The sequence below is a fragment of the Pseudomonas sp. 1176_21 genome (assembly GCF_052850635.1).
The window spans coordinates 150731-167124 of sequence record NZ_VXCV01000001.1 but is presented as its reverse complement, the minus strand read 5'-3'; the positions used below and the strand labels follow the sequence as shown (position 1 = coordinate 167124).

Annotated in this window: 14 protein-coding genes; 9 read left to right on the top strand and 5 right to left on the bottom strand. The window is 63.7% G+C overall.

What is annotated here, in order from left to right:
* The first annotated feature begins 117 nt into the window (after window positions 1–117).
* The 4 genes from FW760_RS00885 to FW760_RS00870 all read left to right on the top strand — a co-directional run bounded on the left by FW760_RS00885 (window position 118) and on the right by FW760_RS00870 (window position 4915).
* A complete protein-coding gene (locus FW760_RS00885) occupies window positions 118–1530 on the top strand; it encodes an aminotransferase-like domain-containing protein (protein ID WP_043861689.1) in 1413 nt (470 codons plus the stop codon).
* Window positions 1531–1611: 81 nt separating this feature from the next.
* A complete protein-coding gene (locus tag FW760_RS00880) occupies window positions 1612–2247 on the top strand; it encodes a LysE family translocator (RefSeq protein ID WP_446443489.1) in 636 nt (211 codons plus the stop codon).
* 107 nt (window positions 2248–2354) lie between these two features.
* Window positions 2355–3038: a LuxR C-terminal-related transcriptional regulator gene (locus FW760_RS00875; RefSeq protein ID WP_058540385.1), complete on the top strand. Its 684-nt coding sequence runs from the start codon at window positions 2355–2357 to the stop codon at window positions 3036–3038.
* Window positions 3039–3046: 8 nt separating this feature from the next.
* Window positions 3047–4915: an ATP-binding protein gene (locus FW760_RS00870; protein WP_446443488.1), complete on the top strand. Its 1869-nt coding sequence runs from the start codon at window positions 3047–3049 to the stop codon at window positions 4913–4915.
* A 90-nt stretch (window positions 4916–5005) separates the two neighbouring features.
* On the opposite strand, the gene katG is transcribed toward FW760_RS00870, so the two are convergent.
* On the bottom strand, window positions 5006–7276 hold the full coding sequence (gene katG, locus FW760_RS00865; RefSeq protein WP_104572593.1) for a catalase/peroxidase HPI: 2271 nt from the start codon (window positions 7274–7276) through the stop codon (window positions 5006–5008).
* Window positions 7277–7622: 346 nt separating this feature from the next.
* Here katG and FW760_RS00860 point away from each other — a divergent pair, with 346 nt between their 5' ends.
* The 3 genes from FW760_RS00860 (at window position 7623) to FW760_RS00850 (ending at window position 9295) form a co-directional block, all read left to right on the top strand.
* Window positions 7623–8255, top strand: a complete 633-nt coding sequence (locus FW760_RS00860) for a hypothetical protein (RefSeq protein ID WP_256589689.1) — start codon at window positions 7623–7625, stop codon at window positions 8253–8255.
* Between the two features lie 121 nt (window positions 8256–8376).
* Window positions 8377–8886 (top strand): autoinducer binding domain-containing protein, encoded by a 510-nt coding sequence (locus FW760_RS00855; protein ID WP_446443487.1) that lies wholly within the window; start codon window positions 8377–8379, stop codon window positions 8884–8886.
* A 76-nt stretch (window positions 8887–8962) separates the two neighbouring features.
* Window positions 8963–9295: a hypothetical protein gene (locus tag FW760_RS00850; RefSeq protein ID WP_327780992.1), complete on the top strand. Its 333-nt coding sequence runs from the start codon at window positions 8963–8965 to the stop codon at window positions 9293–9295.
* A gap of 36 nt (window positions 9296–9331) precedes the next feature.
* Here the strand turns inward: FW760_RS00850 and FW760_RS00845 are convergent, their stop codons facing one another.
* Window positions 9332–10315 (bottom strand): Lrp/AsnC family transcriptional regulator, encoded by a 984-nt coding sequence (locus tag FW760_RS00845; RefSeq protein ID WP_054914269.1) that lies wholly within the window; start codon window positions 10313–10315, stop codon window positions 9332–9334.
* A gap of 97 nt (window positions 10316–10412) precedes the next feature.
* On the opposite strand from FW760_RS00845, the gene FW760_RS00840 reads away from it, so the two are divergent.
* Both FW760_RS00840 and FW760_RS00835 read left to right on the top strand, forming a co-directional pair.
* Window positions 10413–11705 carry an MFS transporter gene (locus FW760_RS00840; RefSeq protein WP_043861683.1) on the top strand — a complete coding sequence of 431 codons (1293 nt, stop codon included), beginning with the start codon at window positions 10413–10415 and terminating at the stop codon, window positions 11703–11705.
* 88 nt (window positions 11706–11793) lie between these two features.
* The gene (locus FW760_RS00835) at window positions 11794–13206 is read left to right on the top strand and encodes an amidase (protein WP_116053571.1); all 1413 of its coding nucleotides are present in this window, start codon (window positions 11794–11796) and stop codon (window positions 13204–13206) included.
* Window positions 13207–13265: 59 nt separating this feature from the next.
* Here FW760_RS00835 and FW760_RS00830 read toward each other — a convergent pair whose 3' ends face one another.
* The 3 genes from FW760_RS00830 to FW760_RS00820 all read right to left on the bottom strand — a co-directional run bounded on the left by FW760_RS00830 (window position 13266) and on the right by FW760_RS00820 (window position 16369).
* A complete protein-coding gene (locus FW760_RS00830) occupies window positions 13266–14543 on the bottom strand; it encodes an NADH:flavin oxidoreductase/NADH oxidase family protein (protein WP_116053569.1) in 1278 nt (425 codons plus the stop codon).
* A 94-nt stretch (window positions 14544–14637) separates the two neighbouring features.
* A complete protein-coding gene (locus FW760_RS00825) occupies window positions 14638–15078 on the bottom strand; it encodes a MerR family transcriptional regulator (protein WP_116053566.1) in 441 nt (146 codons plus the stop codon).
* Window positions 15079–15202: 124 nt separating this feature from the next.
* On the bottom strand, window positions 15203–16369 hold the full coding sequence (locus FW760_RS00820) for an MFS transporter (protein ID WP_058540393.1): 1167 nt from the start codon (window positions 16367–16369) through the stop codon (window positions 15203–15205).
* Between the last annotated feature and the right edge of the window lie 25 nt (window positions 16370–16394).

Here is a 16394-nt window from a genome sequence, read left to right as displayed (position 1 = left end):
CAGAGAGCCATGCACAGCGCCGTGAAATATGCACTGCACTGTACAGGCCGCCAATGCAGTACACCCCCGTTCCCTGCAGGCGCCAGGCGTTACGCACCCTGAAGGCACAGCCCCAACATGCTTGAATTACGACCCGACTCCGCCCCCCCGCTCGTCAACCAGATCATCAACGGGTTGCGTGAGTTGATCGAGAACCAGACCCTCAAACCCGGTGCCAAGGTACCGTCCATCCGCGCCTTCGCCGCCACCTACTCGGTCAGCACCTTCACCGTGGTCGAAGCCTACGATCGGCTGGTGGCCCAGGGCCTGCTGGTCAGCCGCGGCAATGCCGGCTTCTTCGTCAACCGCTCGGTGAACGAGCGCATCGAAAGCCAGGCCAGCGACGCCGAGCCGGGCAAGCCGGAGTTCAACTCCGAGTGGTACCTGCAGAACATCTTCGAAAGCCGCCAGCTGGCCTTCAAGCCCGGCTGTGGCTGGCTGCCCAACGAGTGGATGTTCGAGGACGGCCTGCGCCGCGGCCTGCGCCAGGTGGCCGGCAGCGTGATGGAACTGAGCGGTTACGGCGACCCCATGGGCCTGCTCGAGCTGCGCACCCTCACCGCGCAGAACCTGGAGCAGGACCAGCGCATCGTGGCCAACCCCAACCAGCTGATGCTCACCCACGGCGCCAGCCAGGCGCTGGACCTGGCGGTGCGCACCCTGGTGCGCCCAGGCGATGTGGTGCTGGTGGACGACCCGGGCTACCCCAACCTGATGAGCATCCTGCGCTTTCAGGGCGCCACCCTGATCGGCGTGCCGCGCACCCCGGCCGGGTATGACCTGGAGCATCTCGAGCGGCTGCTGGCCCACCACCGGCCCACGGTGTTCTTCACCCAGCCGCACCTGCACAGCCCCACCTGCTCGCGCACCCCGCTGGCGCAACTGCACCGCCTGCTGCAACTGTCGGCGCAACACGGCTTTCGCCTGGTGGAGAACAACCTGTACGCCGACATGGTGGCCGAACCGCAACCGTGCCTGAGCAGCCTGGACCACCTGCAGCAGGTGGTGTACGTGGGCAGCTATTCCAAGAGCATCTCGCCGAACGTGCGGGTGGGCTACATGCTGGCCAACCCCGAACTGATCCAGAAGCTGCTGCAACTGAAGATGCGCTCGGGCCTGACCACCTCACAGGTGATGGAGCGCGTGGTGTATGCGGCCATCACCGACGGGCGCTGGCGCAAGCACCTCAAGCGCCTGCGCCAGCGCCTGGCCGAGGCGCAGCAGGAGGTCAGCCGTCGCCTGAACCGCCTGGGCTTCGAGATTTTCGTCGAGTCCGACGAGGGCATGTACCTGTGGACACGCCACCCGCAGATCGCCAACAGCGCAGCGCTGGTGGACGACGCCCTGGAGCGCGGCATCATGATCGGCCCCGGCCAGTTGTTCATGGTCGATGCCCAGGCCACCGGCTGGATGCGCTTCAACGTGGCGTTCAGCACCGACCCGGCCTTGTGGCAGCAACTGGAAAAGCTGTTCGCCCGTCACGCCGCCTGAACCTGCGCAATTTTGTTCAATACGCCGCCCCCGGCCCCGCCACACACTTCCTGGACCCACATCCATAGAAGTGAAGGTTACATGGAGCAGTTCCTGATCATTGCAGCAGCGCACTTTCTGGCGCTGCTGTCACCCGGGCCGGATTTCTTCCTGGTGGCGCGCACCGCCCTGGCCACCAGCTGGCGCGTGGCCAGCGGAGCCTGCCTGGGCATCGCACTGGCCAACGGGGTGTTCATCGTCGCCGCCTTTACCGGCGTGTCGGTGCTGCAGCCGCACAGCACGCTGTTCATCGTGCTGCAACTGGCCGGTTGCGCCTACCTGCTGTACCTGGGCTGGCTGTTCATCCGCCATGCCGGTGCCAGCACGCTGGAGGTTGCCCCGCAGGGGTCGCCGGCACCGTCGCCCGCGGCCACCACCTGGCTGGGCGCCGCCGGCATGGGGGTGGTGTCCGGCATCCTCAACCCCAAGAACGCGCTGTTCTACGCCAGCCTGGCGGCCATGCTGAGCGGGCCGCAGGCAAGCCCTGGCTGGAAGCTGGCCTACGGCCTGTGGATGTTCGGCGTGGTGCTGGCGTGGGACCTGCTGGTGGCGGTGGTGATCGGCAACCGCCACGTGCGCCGCCGCTTCGCCCGTGCCCTGCCGTGGCTGGAGCGGGCCACGGGGGCGATGCTGGTGCTGCTGGCGCTGGGCGTGATCGCGGTAATGGCGCTGGGCTAGCACCGGGGCGTGGGGTAGGCTATGAGGCTTCTTTTACCTGTTTTCAGGGATACCTATTGGCCGCTGCATGGGGCACAGTCGCCCCCACCGCGCGCCCGAGACTGCCCATGCCTATCCAGACGACTGTTCCCGAACCCACGCTGCTCGCGCCGGTACTGCTGGTGGAGGACGAGCCGCTGATCCACCGCCGCCTGGAAGCCCTGCTGCTGCAACTGGGCTACCGGCCCGAGGCCCTGCTGTTCGCCAGCTCGCTGGCCGAGGCCCGCGCCTGCCTGGCAGTGCAGCCGGTGGCGCTGGCGCTGGTAGACCTGGGCCTGCCCGACGGCAACGGCATCGAGCTGATCGAAGAGATGCACGCCACCGACCCCGGCCAGGCGATCCTGGTGATCTCGGCATGGAGCACCGAAGACACCCTGCTCGCGGCGCTGCGGGCAGGCGCCACCGGCTATGTGCTCAAGGAACGCGACGACCTGGAGATCCTGTTGTCGCTGCGCAGCGTGCTGCGCGGCGGCGCCCCCATCGACCCGTTCGTGGCCCGGCGCATCATCGAGGAACTGCGCCCGGGGGCCGCCCAGCCGGTCGACACCGCCGATGGCGAACGCCTGACCCCGCGTGAAGACCAGATCCTGCGCCTGGTGGCCGAGGGCCTGGGCAACCGCGAAATCGCCGAACAGCTGAACCTGTCGCGCTACACCGTCGAATGCCACGTCAAACGTATCTATCGCAAGCTGGCGGTGTCTTCGCGCACCCGCGCCATCCATGCGGCACGCACGCGTGGCCTGCTCGATTGAGAGGCCTGATGGCGTGTTGGCTGCTCGTCCTGTGCCTGTCGGGTGCAGCGCAGGCTGCAACGCCGGGCGGTGCAAGCTGCACCGTGCAGGTGCTGTCGGTAGCCGCCGCCCAGGGTGATGACCAGGGCAACCGCCCCGAGGCCGGCCCCTGGCAGGCCGTGACCCTGCCCGACGACTGGAGCCGACGCTGGCCGCAGCACGACGGCACGGTGTGGTACCGCCTCCAGTGGCAGCGCGACTGCGCGGCCGGTCAACGCATGCCGGTGGCACTGACGCTGCGCTCGGTGATCATGGCCGGCGAAGTGTTCGTCAACGACCAGCGCCTGTGGCGTGACAGCCAGCTGAGCGAGCCGCTGTCACGCAGCTGGAACATGCCCCGCTACTGGCACCTGCCCGAAGGCCTGCTGCACGAAGGCGTCAACACGCTGTGGGTACGTGTGGTGGGCCTGGCGGTACAGTCACCCGGGCTGGGGCCGGTGTACCTGGGGGATGAGGCCTCGGCACGCCAGCTGTATGAAGAGTTGCTGTGGACCAACCGCTCGTTGTTCGTGCTCAACCTGACCGTCTCGGCGGTGCTGGGCGGGCTGTTCTTCTGTATCTGGGTGATCCGCCGCGAGCAACGGATCTTTGGCTGGTATGCGGCCATGGCCCTGTGCTGGGTGCTGTTCATCGCCAACATACTGATGACCAGCCCCTGGCCCTTCTCCACCACCCTGATGGCTGCGCGCTTCAACGGCATCGCGCTGGTGATGTACGTCACCTGCTTCTGCGTGTTTGTCTGGCGCTTTGGCGGGCAATCGCTGCCGCGCCTGGAGAAGGCACTCTGGCTGCTGACTGCCGCACTGGTGGCCTTGATGGCACTGGCCCCGGATGCCCGCGTCGGCAACGCGCAACTGGTGGCGGTGCTGAGCACGGCGACGGTGTTTTTCCTCAACTGCCTGCAGTTTCAGCTGCATGCCTTGCGCACCCGGCGGCCCGAGCATGTGTGGCTGGCCGCAAGCCTGCTGATATTCATGCTGGCCGGGGCCCATGACCTGCTGATAATGCTGAAGCTGATCGGCGAAACGCCCGCGTGGACACCGCTCACCAGCGTGGTGACGACCCTGTGCATGTCGGTGGTGCTGGGCTTGCGCCATGCGCGCAGCGTGCGCCGTATCGAGCGCTTCAACCTGGAGCTGGCCGAAGGCATCGAGCGCGCTCGCGGGGAACTGGCCACCACCCTCGAACGCGAACACGCCCTGGCGCTGACCAACTCCCGCCTGCAGGACCGCCTGCAGATCGCCCACGACCTGCATGATGGGCTGGGCGGTTCGCTGGTGCGCATGATGGCCATGGTCGAGCAGGCCAGCACGCCGCTGCAGGGCCCGCAGTTTCTGTCGATGCTCAAATTGCTGCGTGATGACCTGCGCCAGACCATCGACAATGGCTCTAGCGCCGGCATCAAGGTGCCGGCCACGCCGCAGGAATGGATCGCCCCGCTGCGCCATCGCTTCACCCAGCTGTTCGACGAACTGGATGTGGCCTGCACCTGGCACTTCGCCGCGCAGTGGCGCACACCGCCCAGCGCCTTGCAGTGCATGGCGTTGACCCGCCTGGTGGAAGAGTCGCTGACCAATGTGGTCAAGCACAGCCGTGCCCGGCATGTGCGGGTTGAGCTGCAGCAGCCGCAGCCCGACAGCCTGGAGCTGAACATCGAGGATGACGGTATCGGCTTCGACGTGCTGGCGGTACAGCGCGCCGGGGTGAGCGTGGGCATGCGCAGCATGCATGCGCGCATCGCCCGGGTGGGCGGTCAGTTGGAGGTGGTTTCGCTGCCGGGTTGTACGCGGCTTGTTGCACGCCTTGCGCTGCAACGGGAGGTGCCGGCCAGCGTGTGAGCCGGTACTGCAGGCATTCGCTTGGCCGGCAAGGCCGGCCCCTGCAGGGGTTGTGCTGCTCTGCAGGGGCCGGCCTTGCCGGCGAACGCGCTACTTCACATCGAAACGGTCCAAGTTCATCACTTTGGCCCAGGCCGCCACGAAGTCGCTGACGAACTGCTGCTGCGCATCTGCACTGGCATACACCTCGGCCACGGCCCGCAATTGCGCGTTCGAGCCGAACACCAGGTCGACCCGGGTCGCGGTCCACTTCACCTGCCCGCTTTTGCGATCACGCCCTTCGAACGCCTGAGCGGCCTCGGACACCGGCTTCCACTCCACGCCCATGTCCAGCAGGTGGGTGAAGAAGTCATTGGTCAGCGCCTGCGGCCGCTGGGTGAACACGCCATGGCTGCTCTGGCCCACATTGGCCCCCAGCACCCGCAGGCCGCCCACCAGCACCGTCATCTCCGGTGCACTGAGCGTCAGCAGTTGCGCCTTGTCGATCAGCAGCGCTTCGGCCGGCACACGGTAGTGCCCCTTGAGGTAGTTGCGAAAACCATCGGCAATGGGTTCGAGAAAGCCGAACGACTCCACGTCCGTCTGCTCCTGGCTGGCATCGGTGCGCCCCGGCGTGAACGGCACCGTGACCGTATGCCCGGCGTTTTTCGCAGCCTGCTCGACACCGGCGTTGCCCGCCAGCACGATCAGATCGGCCAGGGAGATCTTCTTGCCACCGGCCTGCGCCCCATTGAATTCGTTCTGGATGCCTTCCAGGGTCGCGAGCACGGCGGCCAGCTGTTCGGGCTGGTTGGCCTGCCAGAACTTCTGCGGGGCCAGGCGCAGCCGCCCGCCATTGGCACCGCCGCGCTTGTCCGACCCCCTGAAGGTGGAAGCCGCCGCCCATGCGGTGGACACCAGCTGCGCCACCGACAGGCCCGAGGCCAGTACCTTGGCCTTGAGCGCGGCGATGTCGCCGTCATCGACCAGCGGGTGGTCGACCTTGGGAATCGGGTCTTGCCACAGCAGCTCCTCAGCGGGCAGTTCCGGGCCCAGGTAGCGCGACAGCGGGCCCATGTCACGGTGGATCAGCTTGTACCAGGCGCGGGCAAAGGCATCGCTCAGCTGGTCGGGGTTTTCCAGGTAGCGGCGCGAGATCTTCTCGTAGATCGGGTCGAAGCGCAGCGACAGGTCGGTGGTCAGCATGGTGGGGTTGCGCCGCTTGGACGGGTCGTGGGCGTCGGGGATGATACCGGCGCCGGCGCCGCCCTTGGGCGTCCACTGGTGGGCCCCGGCCGGGCTCTTGGTCAGCTCCCACTCGAAGCCGAACAGGTTCTCCAGGAAGTTGTTGCTCCAGCGGGTCGGGGTGGTGGTCCAGGTCACTTCCAGGCCGCTGGTGATGGTGTCCGGGCCCTTGCCGGTGCCGAAGCTGTTCTTCCAGCCCAGGCCCTGTTCCTCCAGGCCTGCCGCTTCAGGCTCGGGGCCCACGTTGTCGGCCGGGCCGGCGCCGTGGGTCTTGCCGAAGGCGTGGCCGCCGGCGATCAGGGCCACGGTTTCCTCGTCGTTCATGGCCATGCGCCCGAAGGTCTCGCGAATGTCCTTGGCGGCGGCGACCGGGTCGGGGTTGCCTTCGGGGCCTTCCGGGTTCACGTAGATCAGCCCCATCTGCACTGCGGCCAGGGGGTTCTCCAGGTTGCGGCCCTGCTCGGTACGGCTTTCTTCGTTGCCGTGCTGCTCGGGTTCGGCCACCAGGGTGCCCTCGCCCGGCGGCTGCATGGCTTCAGGGTCTTTGCCGTAGCGCGTGTCGCCGCCCAGCCACTTGTTCTCCGAGCCCCAGTACACGTCCTCGTCCGGCGCCCACACGTCCGGGCGACCGCCGGAAAACCCGAAGGTCTTGAAGCCCATCGACTCCAGCGCCACGTTGCCGGTGAGCACGATCAGGTCGGCCCAGGAAATCGCCCGCCCGTACTTCTGCTTGATCGGCCACAGCAGCCGCCGCGCCTTGTCGAGGCTGACGTTGTCGGGCCAGCTGTTGAGCGGCGCGAAGCGCTGCTGGCCGGAGCCGGCACCGCCGCGCCCGTCGCCGGTACGGTAGGTGCCCGCACTGTGCCAGGCCATGCGCACGAACAGTGGCCCGTAATGGCCGAAGTCGGCCGGCCACCAGTCCTGCGAGTCGGTCATCAGCGCGGTGAGGTCCTGCTTGAGGGCCTGGAAGTCCAGGCTCTTGAACGCCTGGGCATAGTCGAAGCCCTCGCCCAGCGGGTCGGCCTGGGGCGCGTGCTGATGCAGGATCTTCAGGTTGAGCTGGTTGGGCCACCAGTCACGGTTGGTGGTGCCACCGCCGGCGGCATGATTGAACGGGCATTTCGATTCAGTTGCCATGTGAGAGCTACCCTTGGTCGAGTTCATGTCGCCAGGCAGCCCTGCCAGGGCGCCGTGGCAACGTGCGAAATCAGTTACACAGGTTGCATCGTCAACGACTCGAACGGCTGAGCGCCGCGATCTTGTCTCTTCATCAGGATGGGTCGGCCAGCTGGCGCCGGCACCGAACTAAGGCTAGTTCGCCGCCCCCGAGTCGGCAAATAGCCGCAGTATTGGTGGGCGATAGCCATAATCTCTTATACGGAACCCGCCAGGGAGCAGAAGGTAGGACAAACGCTCGCTGAGCCGTGCACCGATAACGCAGGCGTAGTCAGGGCGAGCGACCACCCCACGGGAGGCTCGCCCCATGGACATGCGCCCGCGTTCAACCGCCATCCACGAGGCCGGTCACGCCCTGGCCGTGTGGTGGAACGGCCAGCCCATTGCACGGGTGACCGTGCTGACCCACGCCCAGGCCGCCAGCGGCCCGCTGATCGACCTGAACGGGCGTGCGCACTTTGCCGAGGGGCTGGTGGAGGCGGACTACCTGATCGTGCACCCGGCCTTCGCCGCCCGTGGCATTGCCGAGTACCTGCCCTCCCTCGTCGAACCCATCGAGCGCGACCTGCTGCACTGCTTTGCCGGGCCCGTGGCCGAAGCCATCCACCGGCACGCACGCTATGACCGGGTCTTGCGCGGCAGCGGCCGTGGCGACCGATGCCGCGGGCATGAACTGATCAGCCTGTTGCCCGCGCACAAGCTGCTCGATGCCGAGGCCCTGGCCATCGCCCGGTCCGGCTGCCTGGTACGCCGGTACTGGGCGGGGCTGATGGCGGTGGCCGACCTCTTGCAGGCACGGGGCGTGGTGGACGGCGAGCGAGTCAGCGCGTTGCTGTGCCAGGTGACTGGTGAGTCACCGGCACAAGGGCCCGCAAGCCTGCGCGAACTTGACCCTGAGGGCGGGTCCGACCAGAGGCAGGCCACCCGGCAAAAGCGTTAGCGCTTTTTGCAATAGCGCAAAAAAGCTGAGCTACAGTCGTAAAAGGCGCATCTGATACGTATTTATCAGGAGAAACTGATCTGTATCCACGGATGTTCACATCATGCAGGGATGAGCAACGATGGATCACTGGACAACGGAGCAACTGCGTCAGCTGGTGTGCTCGAAGGACTTGGACAGCCAGTTGGCGCAATTGGAAAAGCTGCTTCGGTGCCTGGGTTTCGACTGCTACGCCTTCAGTTTCACCACCCCGACGTTTTCGATAACACAAAGCAACTGCCCCAACCCATGGGGCGAGCGCTACCGTCGCCATGAGCCTGCGGTCGTTGAGCCCCTGCTTGCGCACAGCCGGCACTCATCCTTCCCGTTGCTGTGGACACCAGAGGCTTTCACCAGCCCCCCCGAGTTGTGGGCAGGCGCGCAGGATCACGGCGTTTGCCTCGGCTGGACCCAACCCTTTCACGATGAGCACGGCAGGTTCAGCAGCTTGAGCGTGGTACGCCAGCAGCCCCCCGTGACCGTCAATGAGCTTTACAGCAAGGGGGCCGCGGTGCTGTGGCTGGTGCAGGTGCTGCATGCGACGGCGACCGCTCTGGTGAATGACCCGCAGGGGCCGTCATCATCCGAGTGACCCGCAATGGGGTTCGCCAGCGCCACATGGGATATCCTCACTACCTGACCCGTTCAAAGATCGAGTAGAAGACCCATTGAAACTGCTCAAGGAAAACAGAGAAATCCTCCTGTCTGGAGAAGAAGCCATCCACCTTGTCGCCGATATCGAATACATGCTCATTTCCCTGAGAGACATTGCCCGCCATTACTACAAGGATGTTGATGGCGACATCAGCCCAGGCGACAGAGCGCTGTATTGCGAAGAGACGACACGGTTCATCGATGAAAACCAGATCACCCGTCGACTGGCCGCCATGCGAAGAACAATCACTGAAAAGTTCGACCTCGAGCTGGGCTGCGACGACATGGATGACATTGAAAGAGCGGTGGCCGAGATGGACTACTGGAAGCCCAAACAGGCAACGTAGCCAGCTACGTTGCTTGCACAAAGGCAGGCATGAGCCCTACTCGACCATCAACCCTCGACGCACCCGCCCCGCCCTTTTGTAGGCCCTGACCACCGTATTGGTCTCACACGAGATGATCCCCTCCAGGGATCCCATGCGGGCAGTCGAGACGGTCCATAGATCATGGATATCACGGCACAGCACATGCCAGAACAGCTGCGAGCCGCCACTGGTGCCAAACAGGCAACGCGTGTGTTCATCCTTCGCCAGTTCCTGGGCAATGCCCTCCGCCGCACCCGGTCGAGTCTGCAACGACACAATCGCCTCTACCCCATAGCCCACCAGCAACGGCTCGAGCTCCACACGAAATGTCAGGGCATTGCTGTCGACGAGCCCACTCAGCATCCGCTGAACCTTCGGCTCACTGACTCCACATGTCTCGGCAAGCACGCCCAGGCTGGCCCTTCCATCCAGGGTCAGGGCGCCGAGTAACCGCATTTCGTCAGCACTCAGGCTCACAGGCCCGGCCAGCACCGGCTCGGTAGGCACCGAACCATCAATACGCCAGCGGCTGGCTCGTCGGAACGACCTGAGCACCACCTGCGTCTGAACCTGCCTAACCCCCGGCACCAGCGGCAACTCCCGCACCACCATGTCAGAAAGCGCTTCCACGCTGGGCAGGTTGATCTCGGTGAAGATGTCGAACTCGCCCGTTGTCGCCATCACAACCTGCGTCTGTGCCCACTGCGCCAGGTGCTGCGCCACTTCGCTCTGACGACCGTCTGCTACCCGAATCCAGGCATGCAGCACCGGGCCACTCCCCACCACAACCGGGTCGAGCTCGCCGATCACCCGGATGTACCCGTTGTCCATCAAGCGTTGCAGGCGACGCGAAAGCGTACGCTCCGCCACATCGCAGCCGGCGCTCAGATCCCGCCAGGTGCCGCGAGGGTTCGCCTGCAGTGCAATCAGGCAGGCCAGATCCGCGTCATCCAACGCAAAATGTCTTTTTTCATCCGAATCAACGGTTGACGAGACCATATCCTTACAATACCTTCGCTCAAGTGGCCAAATTAATACAAAAAAACGCCGCATATGTCTAAAAACAATTACAACTCAAACCCAAAGGCACAAGCCAATGAATTATGCGACTCAAACGTCCGAAGCGGCAAAGCCGCAGGTATCAACCGCGCGCAAAATTGCTGCTGGCAGCATTGGCAATGCGGTGGAGTGGTTCGATTGGACGATCTATGCGTCGTTCGCGGTGTTCTTTTCCACACAATTCTTTCCAAAAAATGACGAAACGGCGTCCCTGCTGGCGACCTTCGCGATTTTCGCAGTGGGGTTCTTCATGCGCCCGATCGGCGGCTGGGCCCTGGGGATCTACTCTGATCGCTATGGCCGCAAATCGGCACTGGGGGTCACCATCCTGCTGATGGCAGGCGGGTCCCTGATGATCGGCATCACCCCCACCTACGAGAAGATCGGCCTGCTCGCGCCGGTCTTGCTGGTGATCGCGCGCCTGATGCAAGGCTTGTCGCTGGGCGGTGAATACGCTTCAGCCTCTACCTACCTTGCCGAGTTGGCGCCGGACCACCGTCGCGGGTTCTTTTCGAGCTTCGTGTTCTTCAGCTCCGCCGCGGGCATCCTGACCGCCTCGGCGATCGGCTGGGCGCTGACCACCCTCCTCACCGAGGAACAGATGAGAGAGTTCGGCTGGCGCATTCCGTTCCTGCTCGGCGCCCTGGGCGGTATCGCAGGCATCTGGCTGCGTATGTCGGTACCTGAAGCAGAAGCCTCCACGCCGCCAACCGCAGACAAGGTAGAGAAGCAACCGCTGCGCACCCTGCTGCGCGATTATCCGCGCGAGACCCTGCGGATCGTGGGCTTTTCGATCCTGAGCACCTTTGCCTTCTACCTGTTCGTCATCTACATCCCGACCTATGCCATCCGTGCGCTGCACGTGGAGTCCTCGACAGCGTTTGCTGCAAACACGGTTGCAATGGTCGCGTTCATGCTCGTGCACCCACTCTTCGGCATGCTCTCTGACAAGTTCGGGCGCAAGCCGCAACTGATCGTGTTCGCCCTGGGTTACCTGGTGTTCTTCTACCCGATCATCACCAGCATGCAGCCGACGTTCTCGTCGATCCTGATGGTGGAGCTGTTCGGCCTTATGCTCTACGCGCTCTATACCTCCATCGCCCCGGCAATCATGTCCGAACAGTTCCCCAGCCGCGTTCGCGCCGTCGGCATTGGTGCTCCCTACAACCTGATGGTGGCGCTGCTGGGCGGTACCACGCCGTATCTGCTGACCTGGCTGCAGAGCAACGGTCAGGAGAGCTGGTTCTTCTACTACGTGCTCGCAGGCGCCGCGCTCACGCTTGTGACCTTCATCAAAATGCCGGAAACAGCCGGAAAGCCACTGAAATAGTCACTGGCTCGAACAACGCCATGCAATCCCCGTCAACGAGTATCGGATACGGGGATTACCGACCCACACCGCTTAGAACCTAGAACCCATGCTCGAACGATCCGAAGCCCTATGTTTCCAGTCTGCCCTGCAGATTGCCCATCTGATCGCTACCCGGCAGATCACCTCGCGTGCCGTCACGCACTACTTTCTGGACCGCATTGCTCGCGGCAGTGAGCTCAATGCCTTTACCGCAGTGTTCGCAGAGCAAGCCCTGGCGGCAGCCGATGCCGCCGACAGTGCGCTCGAGGCAGGCCACCCATTGAGCGCTTTGCATGGCGTACCGGTCGCCATCAAGGACAACATCGAAATCGCCCATACCCCGGCATCGGCAGGTTCGTTGAGCCGCCTGGGCACTGTCAGTGCCGTGACCAGCACCGTCGCGCAACGATTGCAGGCGGCCGGAATGGTTATCCTGGGCAAGACCCAGATGACCGAATTTGCGTTCGGCCTGTCCGGGCAGAACCCGACCCGAGGCACGCCCTGGAACCCGTGGGACACAACGCTGCATCGCGCCCCGGGCGGTTCCTCTTCAGGTGCGGCGGTTGCTGTTGCCGCAGGGCTTGTACCTGTTGCAGTGGGGGGCGATACCGGCGGATCGATCCGAGCCCCCGCATCGCTCAATCATCTGGTCGGCTTCAAGCCGTCCAGCGGGGTCATCAGCGTGCACGGTGTGGTTCCGCTTGCGCCCAGCCTCGACGTGCTGGGCCCGATCGCCCGTGATGTTGGCGACGCCCATGCACTCACGGCCATCCTTGCCAGCCCGTCTACCGGCAGTGGGTCGAGCGTTCAGGCCGACCTTGCAGGTGAGCTGGTACCAGCCAAGCCGGGCACGGTGTTCGTACTGGACCAGAGCGCGTTCCCAAGTGCGCTGTCCGTGGGCGCTCGCCGGGTTTGGGATCAGGCCCTGGTCACCCTGGAAAAGGCCGGCTGGACGCTCCAGAGCTGGGTTCCAGAGGATGAGTTGAACATCGGCCGGCTGTCCGAGTGCAACTCGATGATCATTGCCTATGAGGGGTATCGCGAGTTCGGCCACCTTGCACATGACCCTGCGCAGCCGCTCTGGGGGGTGGTGCGCAATCGCATCCTGGCCGGCGCGGCCATCAGCCGTGACGACTACGAACACGCCGTTGCACAGCGTGCCCACGTCGCCGAGGCCTTCAGACGAGCGATCGGCTCATCCGGTGTTCTGCTGATGCCGGTCAGCGGTCACGGGGCCCTGCCTCTTGATGACCAGGACGCTGCTCACGTGAGCATCGGCACGTTCAGCCGCGCCAGTAACTACCTCGGCACCCCGGCAATCGCACTACCCGCCGGATTCGATGAAGCACAGATGCCGATTGGCGTGCAGCTGCTGTCACCGGTATCTACCGACATGCACTTGCTGAACATGGCGAGCGCCATGGCGCCTGCACTGCTGCTTGACGAGCGCAAGCCCGAGCTGGGGCGGTGGGGGCTTTAAGCCCGGAACAACACTCGCGTAGCACCTGGCGCAACGTCTTCAGTGATGTTGCGCAGGTGTCATCCAGGCAGACCATCGCCGTGCGCTGCGATCGTCAGGCCGTTGCAATGCGAAGACTTTTCTACCCATCTCCGGTACCGGCGAGTGCGAAACGCCATGGCGGCCTGTTGCAGGATCAGCGCGAACAACGGTGAAACACTCGGGTCGGGATTTTTATTGCGACTGAGTTTACGCAGTTGAAACTTCACTACAGCCATGTTCGCCAAGGCCGCCATGGCTTTGTTTTTCCAGGTGATCGGCGGCAATTGCGGGGCATTGTCGTTGCCCGCCAGCCACTGGCGAGGCAGGTGCGGGTCGATAGCAAGGGCGGTTCCGATGCCCACCATGTCCACACCGCTTTGCACGACGCTGTCGGCCACCGGGCGGCGGCGTATACCGCCAGTGACCATCACCGGCATGTTGGCGACGGTTTGGATATCACGGGCGAACTCGACGAAATAGGCTTCGCGAGCCAGGGTGCGACCATCGCGCGCGTCACCCTGCATGGCGGGCACTTCGTAGCTGCCTCCCGATAACTCCACCATGTCCACGCCCAGGTCGTTGAGCAACTCAACCACCTTTTTCGCGTCATCGGCGGTGAATCCTCCGCGCTGGAAATCGGCGGAGTTCAGCTTGACCGCCACTGCAAAATCCGCAGAAACCACAGCCCTGACCGCCTTGACGATTTCGAGCAACAGGCGCGCCCGGTTTTCCAGAGGGCCACCCCACTCGTCCGTCCGCTGGTTGGTCAACGGCGAAAGGAACTGGCTCAACAAATAGCCATGGGCAGCATGAATTTCCACACCAGTGAATCCGGCCTGCTCGCCGAGGCGTGCGGTATTCGCGAAGCGCTGGACAACCTCTTCGATCACGCCTGGGGTCATCGCATGAGGTGTGGCAAATCGCCTGGACATTTTGCCGAGATCCAGCGACACGGCTGACGGGGCCCAGGTCTTTTGCCCAAGGTTGGACTGCATCTGGCGACCGGGATGATTGATCTGCAACCAGAACTGCGCACCGCCAGACCGACCTGTACGCGCCCAGTGCTTGAACTTGTGCAATTGCTGATCGTCTTGCAACACCACGCCACCCGGTCCGGTCATGGCGCGGCCGTCGACCATAACGTTGCCGGTAATGATCAGGCCGGCACCACCGTCGGCCCATGCTTGATAGAGACGCAGCAAGTCCTTGGAAGGCGCCTGATCGGCGTCCGCCATGTTCTCCTCCATGGCAGCTTTGGCGATTCGGTTCTTGATGGTTGAACCGTTGGGAAGCATCAGGGTGTCGAACACATTCATGGAGCAGCCCTCAACTGAAGAGGAGGCCACCTTAAGATTAAAGTCAACTTTAAGGTCAATACCCTTTTGCGCAGTGCAGCAGTGGAGTTTGACCTTAACGCACCGCACGCTTGCCCGGCGCTTTGCCAATGCCTTCTTCACGCAGGCGATTGATCAGCATTTGCGCATTTTCCGCGCACGCCATGCTTTCGGGCTTACCCTCGATGCCCTGGATGACGAGCAGAAGCTGCGCTTTGTTGTGGGCTAGCCGTTGCTGTAGAACAGCAATTTCCTCAACCTTTTGCTTAAGCCCGCTGAGCAATTCATCGTGCTGCCAACCGCTGGCATTCATCGGCATCAACTGCCGAATTTCTTCCAATGAAAAACCCGCCGCCTGCGCTGCGGTGATGACCTCCAACACCCACTTGGTATCAGGCGCGTAGTCCCTGTAACCATTTGCTTTGCGCTCGACAGATTTGATCAAGCCGCTCGACTCGTAGAACCGGATGCGTGAGGGCGCCAAACCACTGATTTTCGCCAGTTCGCCTATTCGCATAACCCACCCTGAACACTCTGTTGACCTTGAAGTTGACTTTAAACCTAAAGTCATCGGGGCGGCCAACCATCACGCATTGAATTCAGGCTCGACCACTGTCTACGCCACTGGCATCAGCGCTTCGTCACGCCACTGTTGATGCAACAGTTCTGGAGCGCCAGCCATACGCCAACACCATCAGCAGCCCCAGAGCACCCATCGACGCTCCGGCCAGGGAAATGGCCGGATAACCCAACCCGGCGTTGATCACCGCTCCGCCCAGCGCTGCGCCAATCGCGTTGCCAAAATTGAAGGCGCCAATGTTCACCGCAGAGGCAAGATTGGGCGCGTCCTTCGCTGCTTCCATCACACGCATCTGCAGTGGCGGCACCAGGGCGAAACTGGCGATACCCCATATCAGGATGGCCAGAGCGGCCGGCACCGCCCAACGCATCAGCAGGGTGAACGCCAGCAAGACGAGAATCAGAACGCTCAGCGAGACGATCAAGGTGCGATCTATCGAGCGGTCGGCGGCCTTGCCGCCCCACAGGTTGCCCAGCGTCAACCCCACCCCGAAAAGAACCAGCATGCCAGTGATGTAGGCGGTGGAACCATTGGTCTCGCTGCTGAGGATCGGCGCGATGTAAGTGAAGACAGTAAACATCGCGCTCGACCCGACTACGGTCAGGGCCAACGCGCCCAGCACCGGACCGCGCCCCAGTACTCGAATTTCGGCCATTACACCGACGCTTTGCGACGTCTTCAGGTTAGGCAGGGCGAACCATAATGCGGCCATGGTCACCACGCCGAGGCCGGTAATTCCCCAGAAAGCGGTGCGCCAACCGAACAGTTCACCAAACCAGGTGGCCAGCGGCACACCGCCGATGGTCGCCAAGGTCAGGCCCATGAACATAGCCGCCACCGCCCCGGCACGTTTTTCCGGGGCGACCACGCTGGCGGCGACGATGGAGCCAACGCCAAAAAATGCACCATGGTTCAGTGAGGTCACCACCCTGGCGACCATGAGGCTGTAGTAATCGGTGGCCAGGGCTGACATCAGATTACCCAAGGTGAAAATCCCCATGAGCCCGATCAGCAGATAGCGTCGGGGAATCCTGCCGGTGGTCAGGGTCATCAGCGGTGCGCCGAGCAATACGCCCAGCGCATAGGCGCTGACCAGCAAACCGGCAGCGGGAATCGAAACGCCCAGATCCTGAGCGATGCCCGGCAACATGCCCATGGGGGCGAATTCTGTTACGCCGATGCCAAAGGCACCGATGGCAAGTGCGACAAGTGGTGGATTGATACGCATGGAAGGCTCCTTATCTATGCCGCCA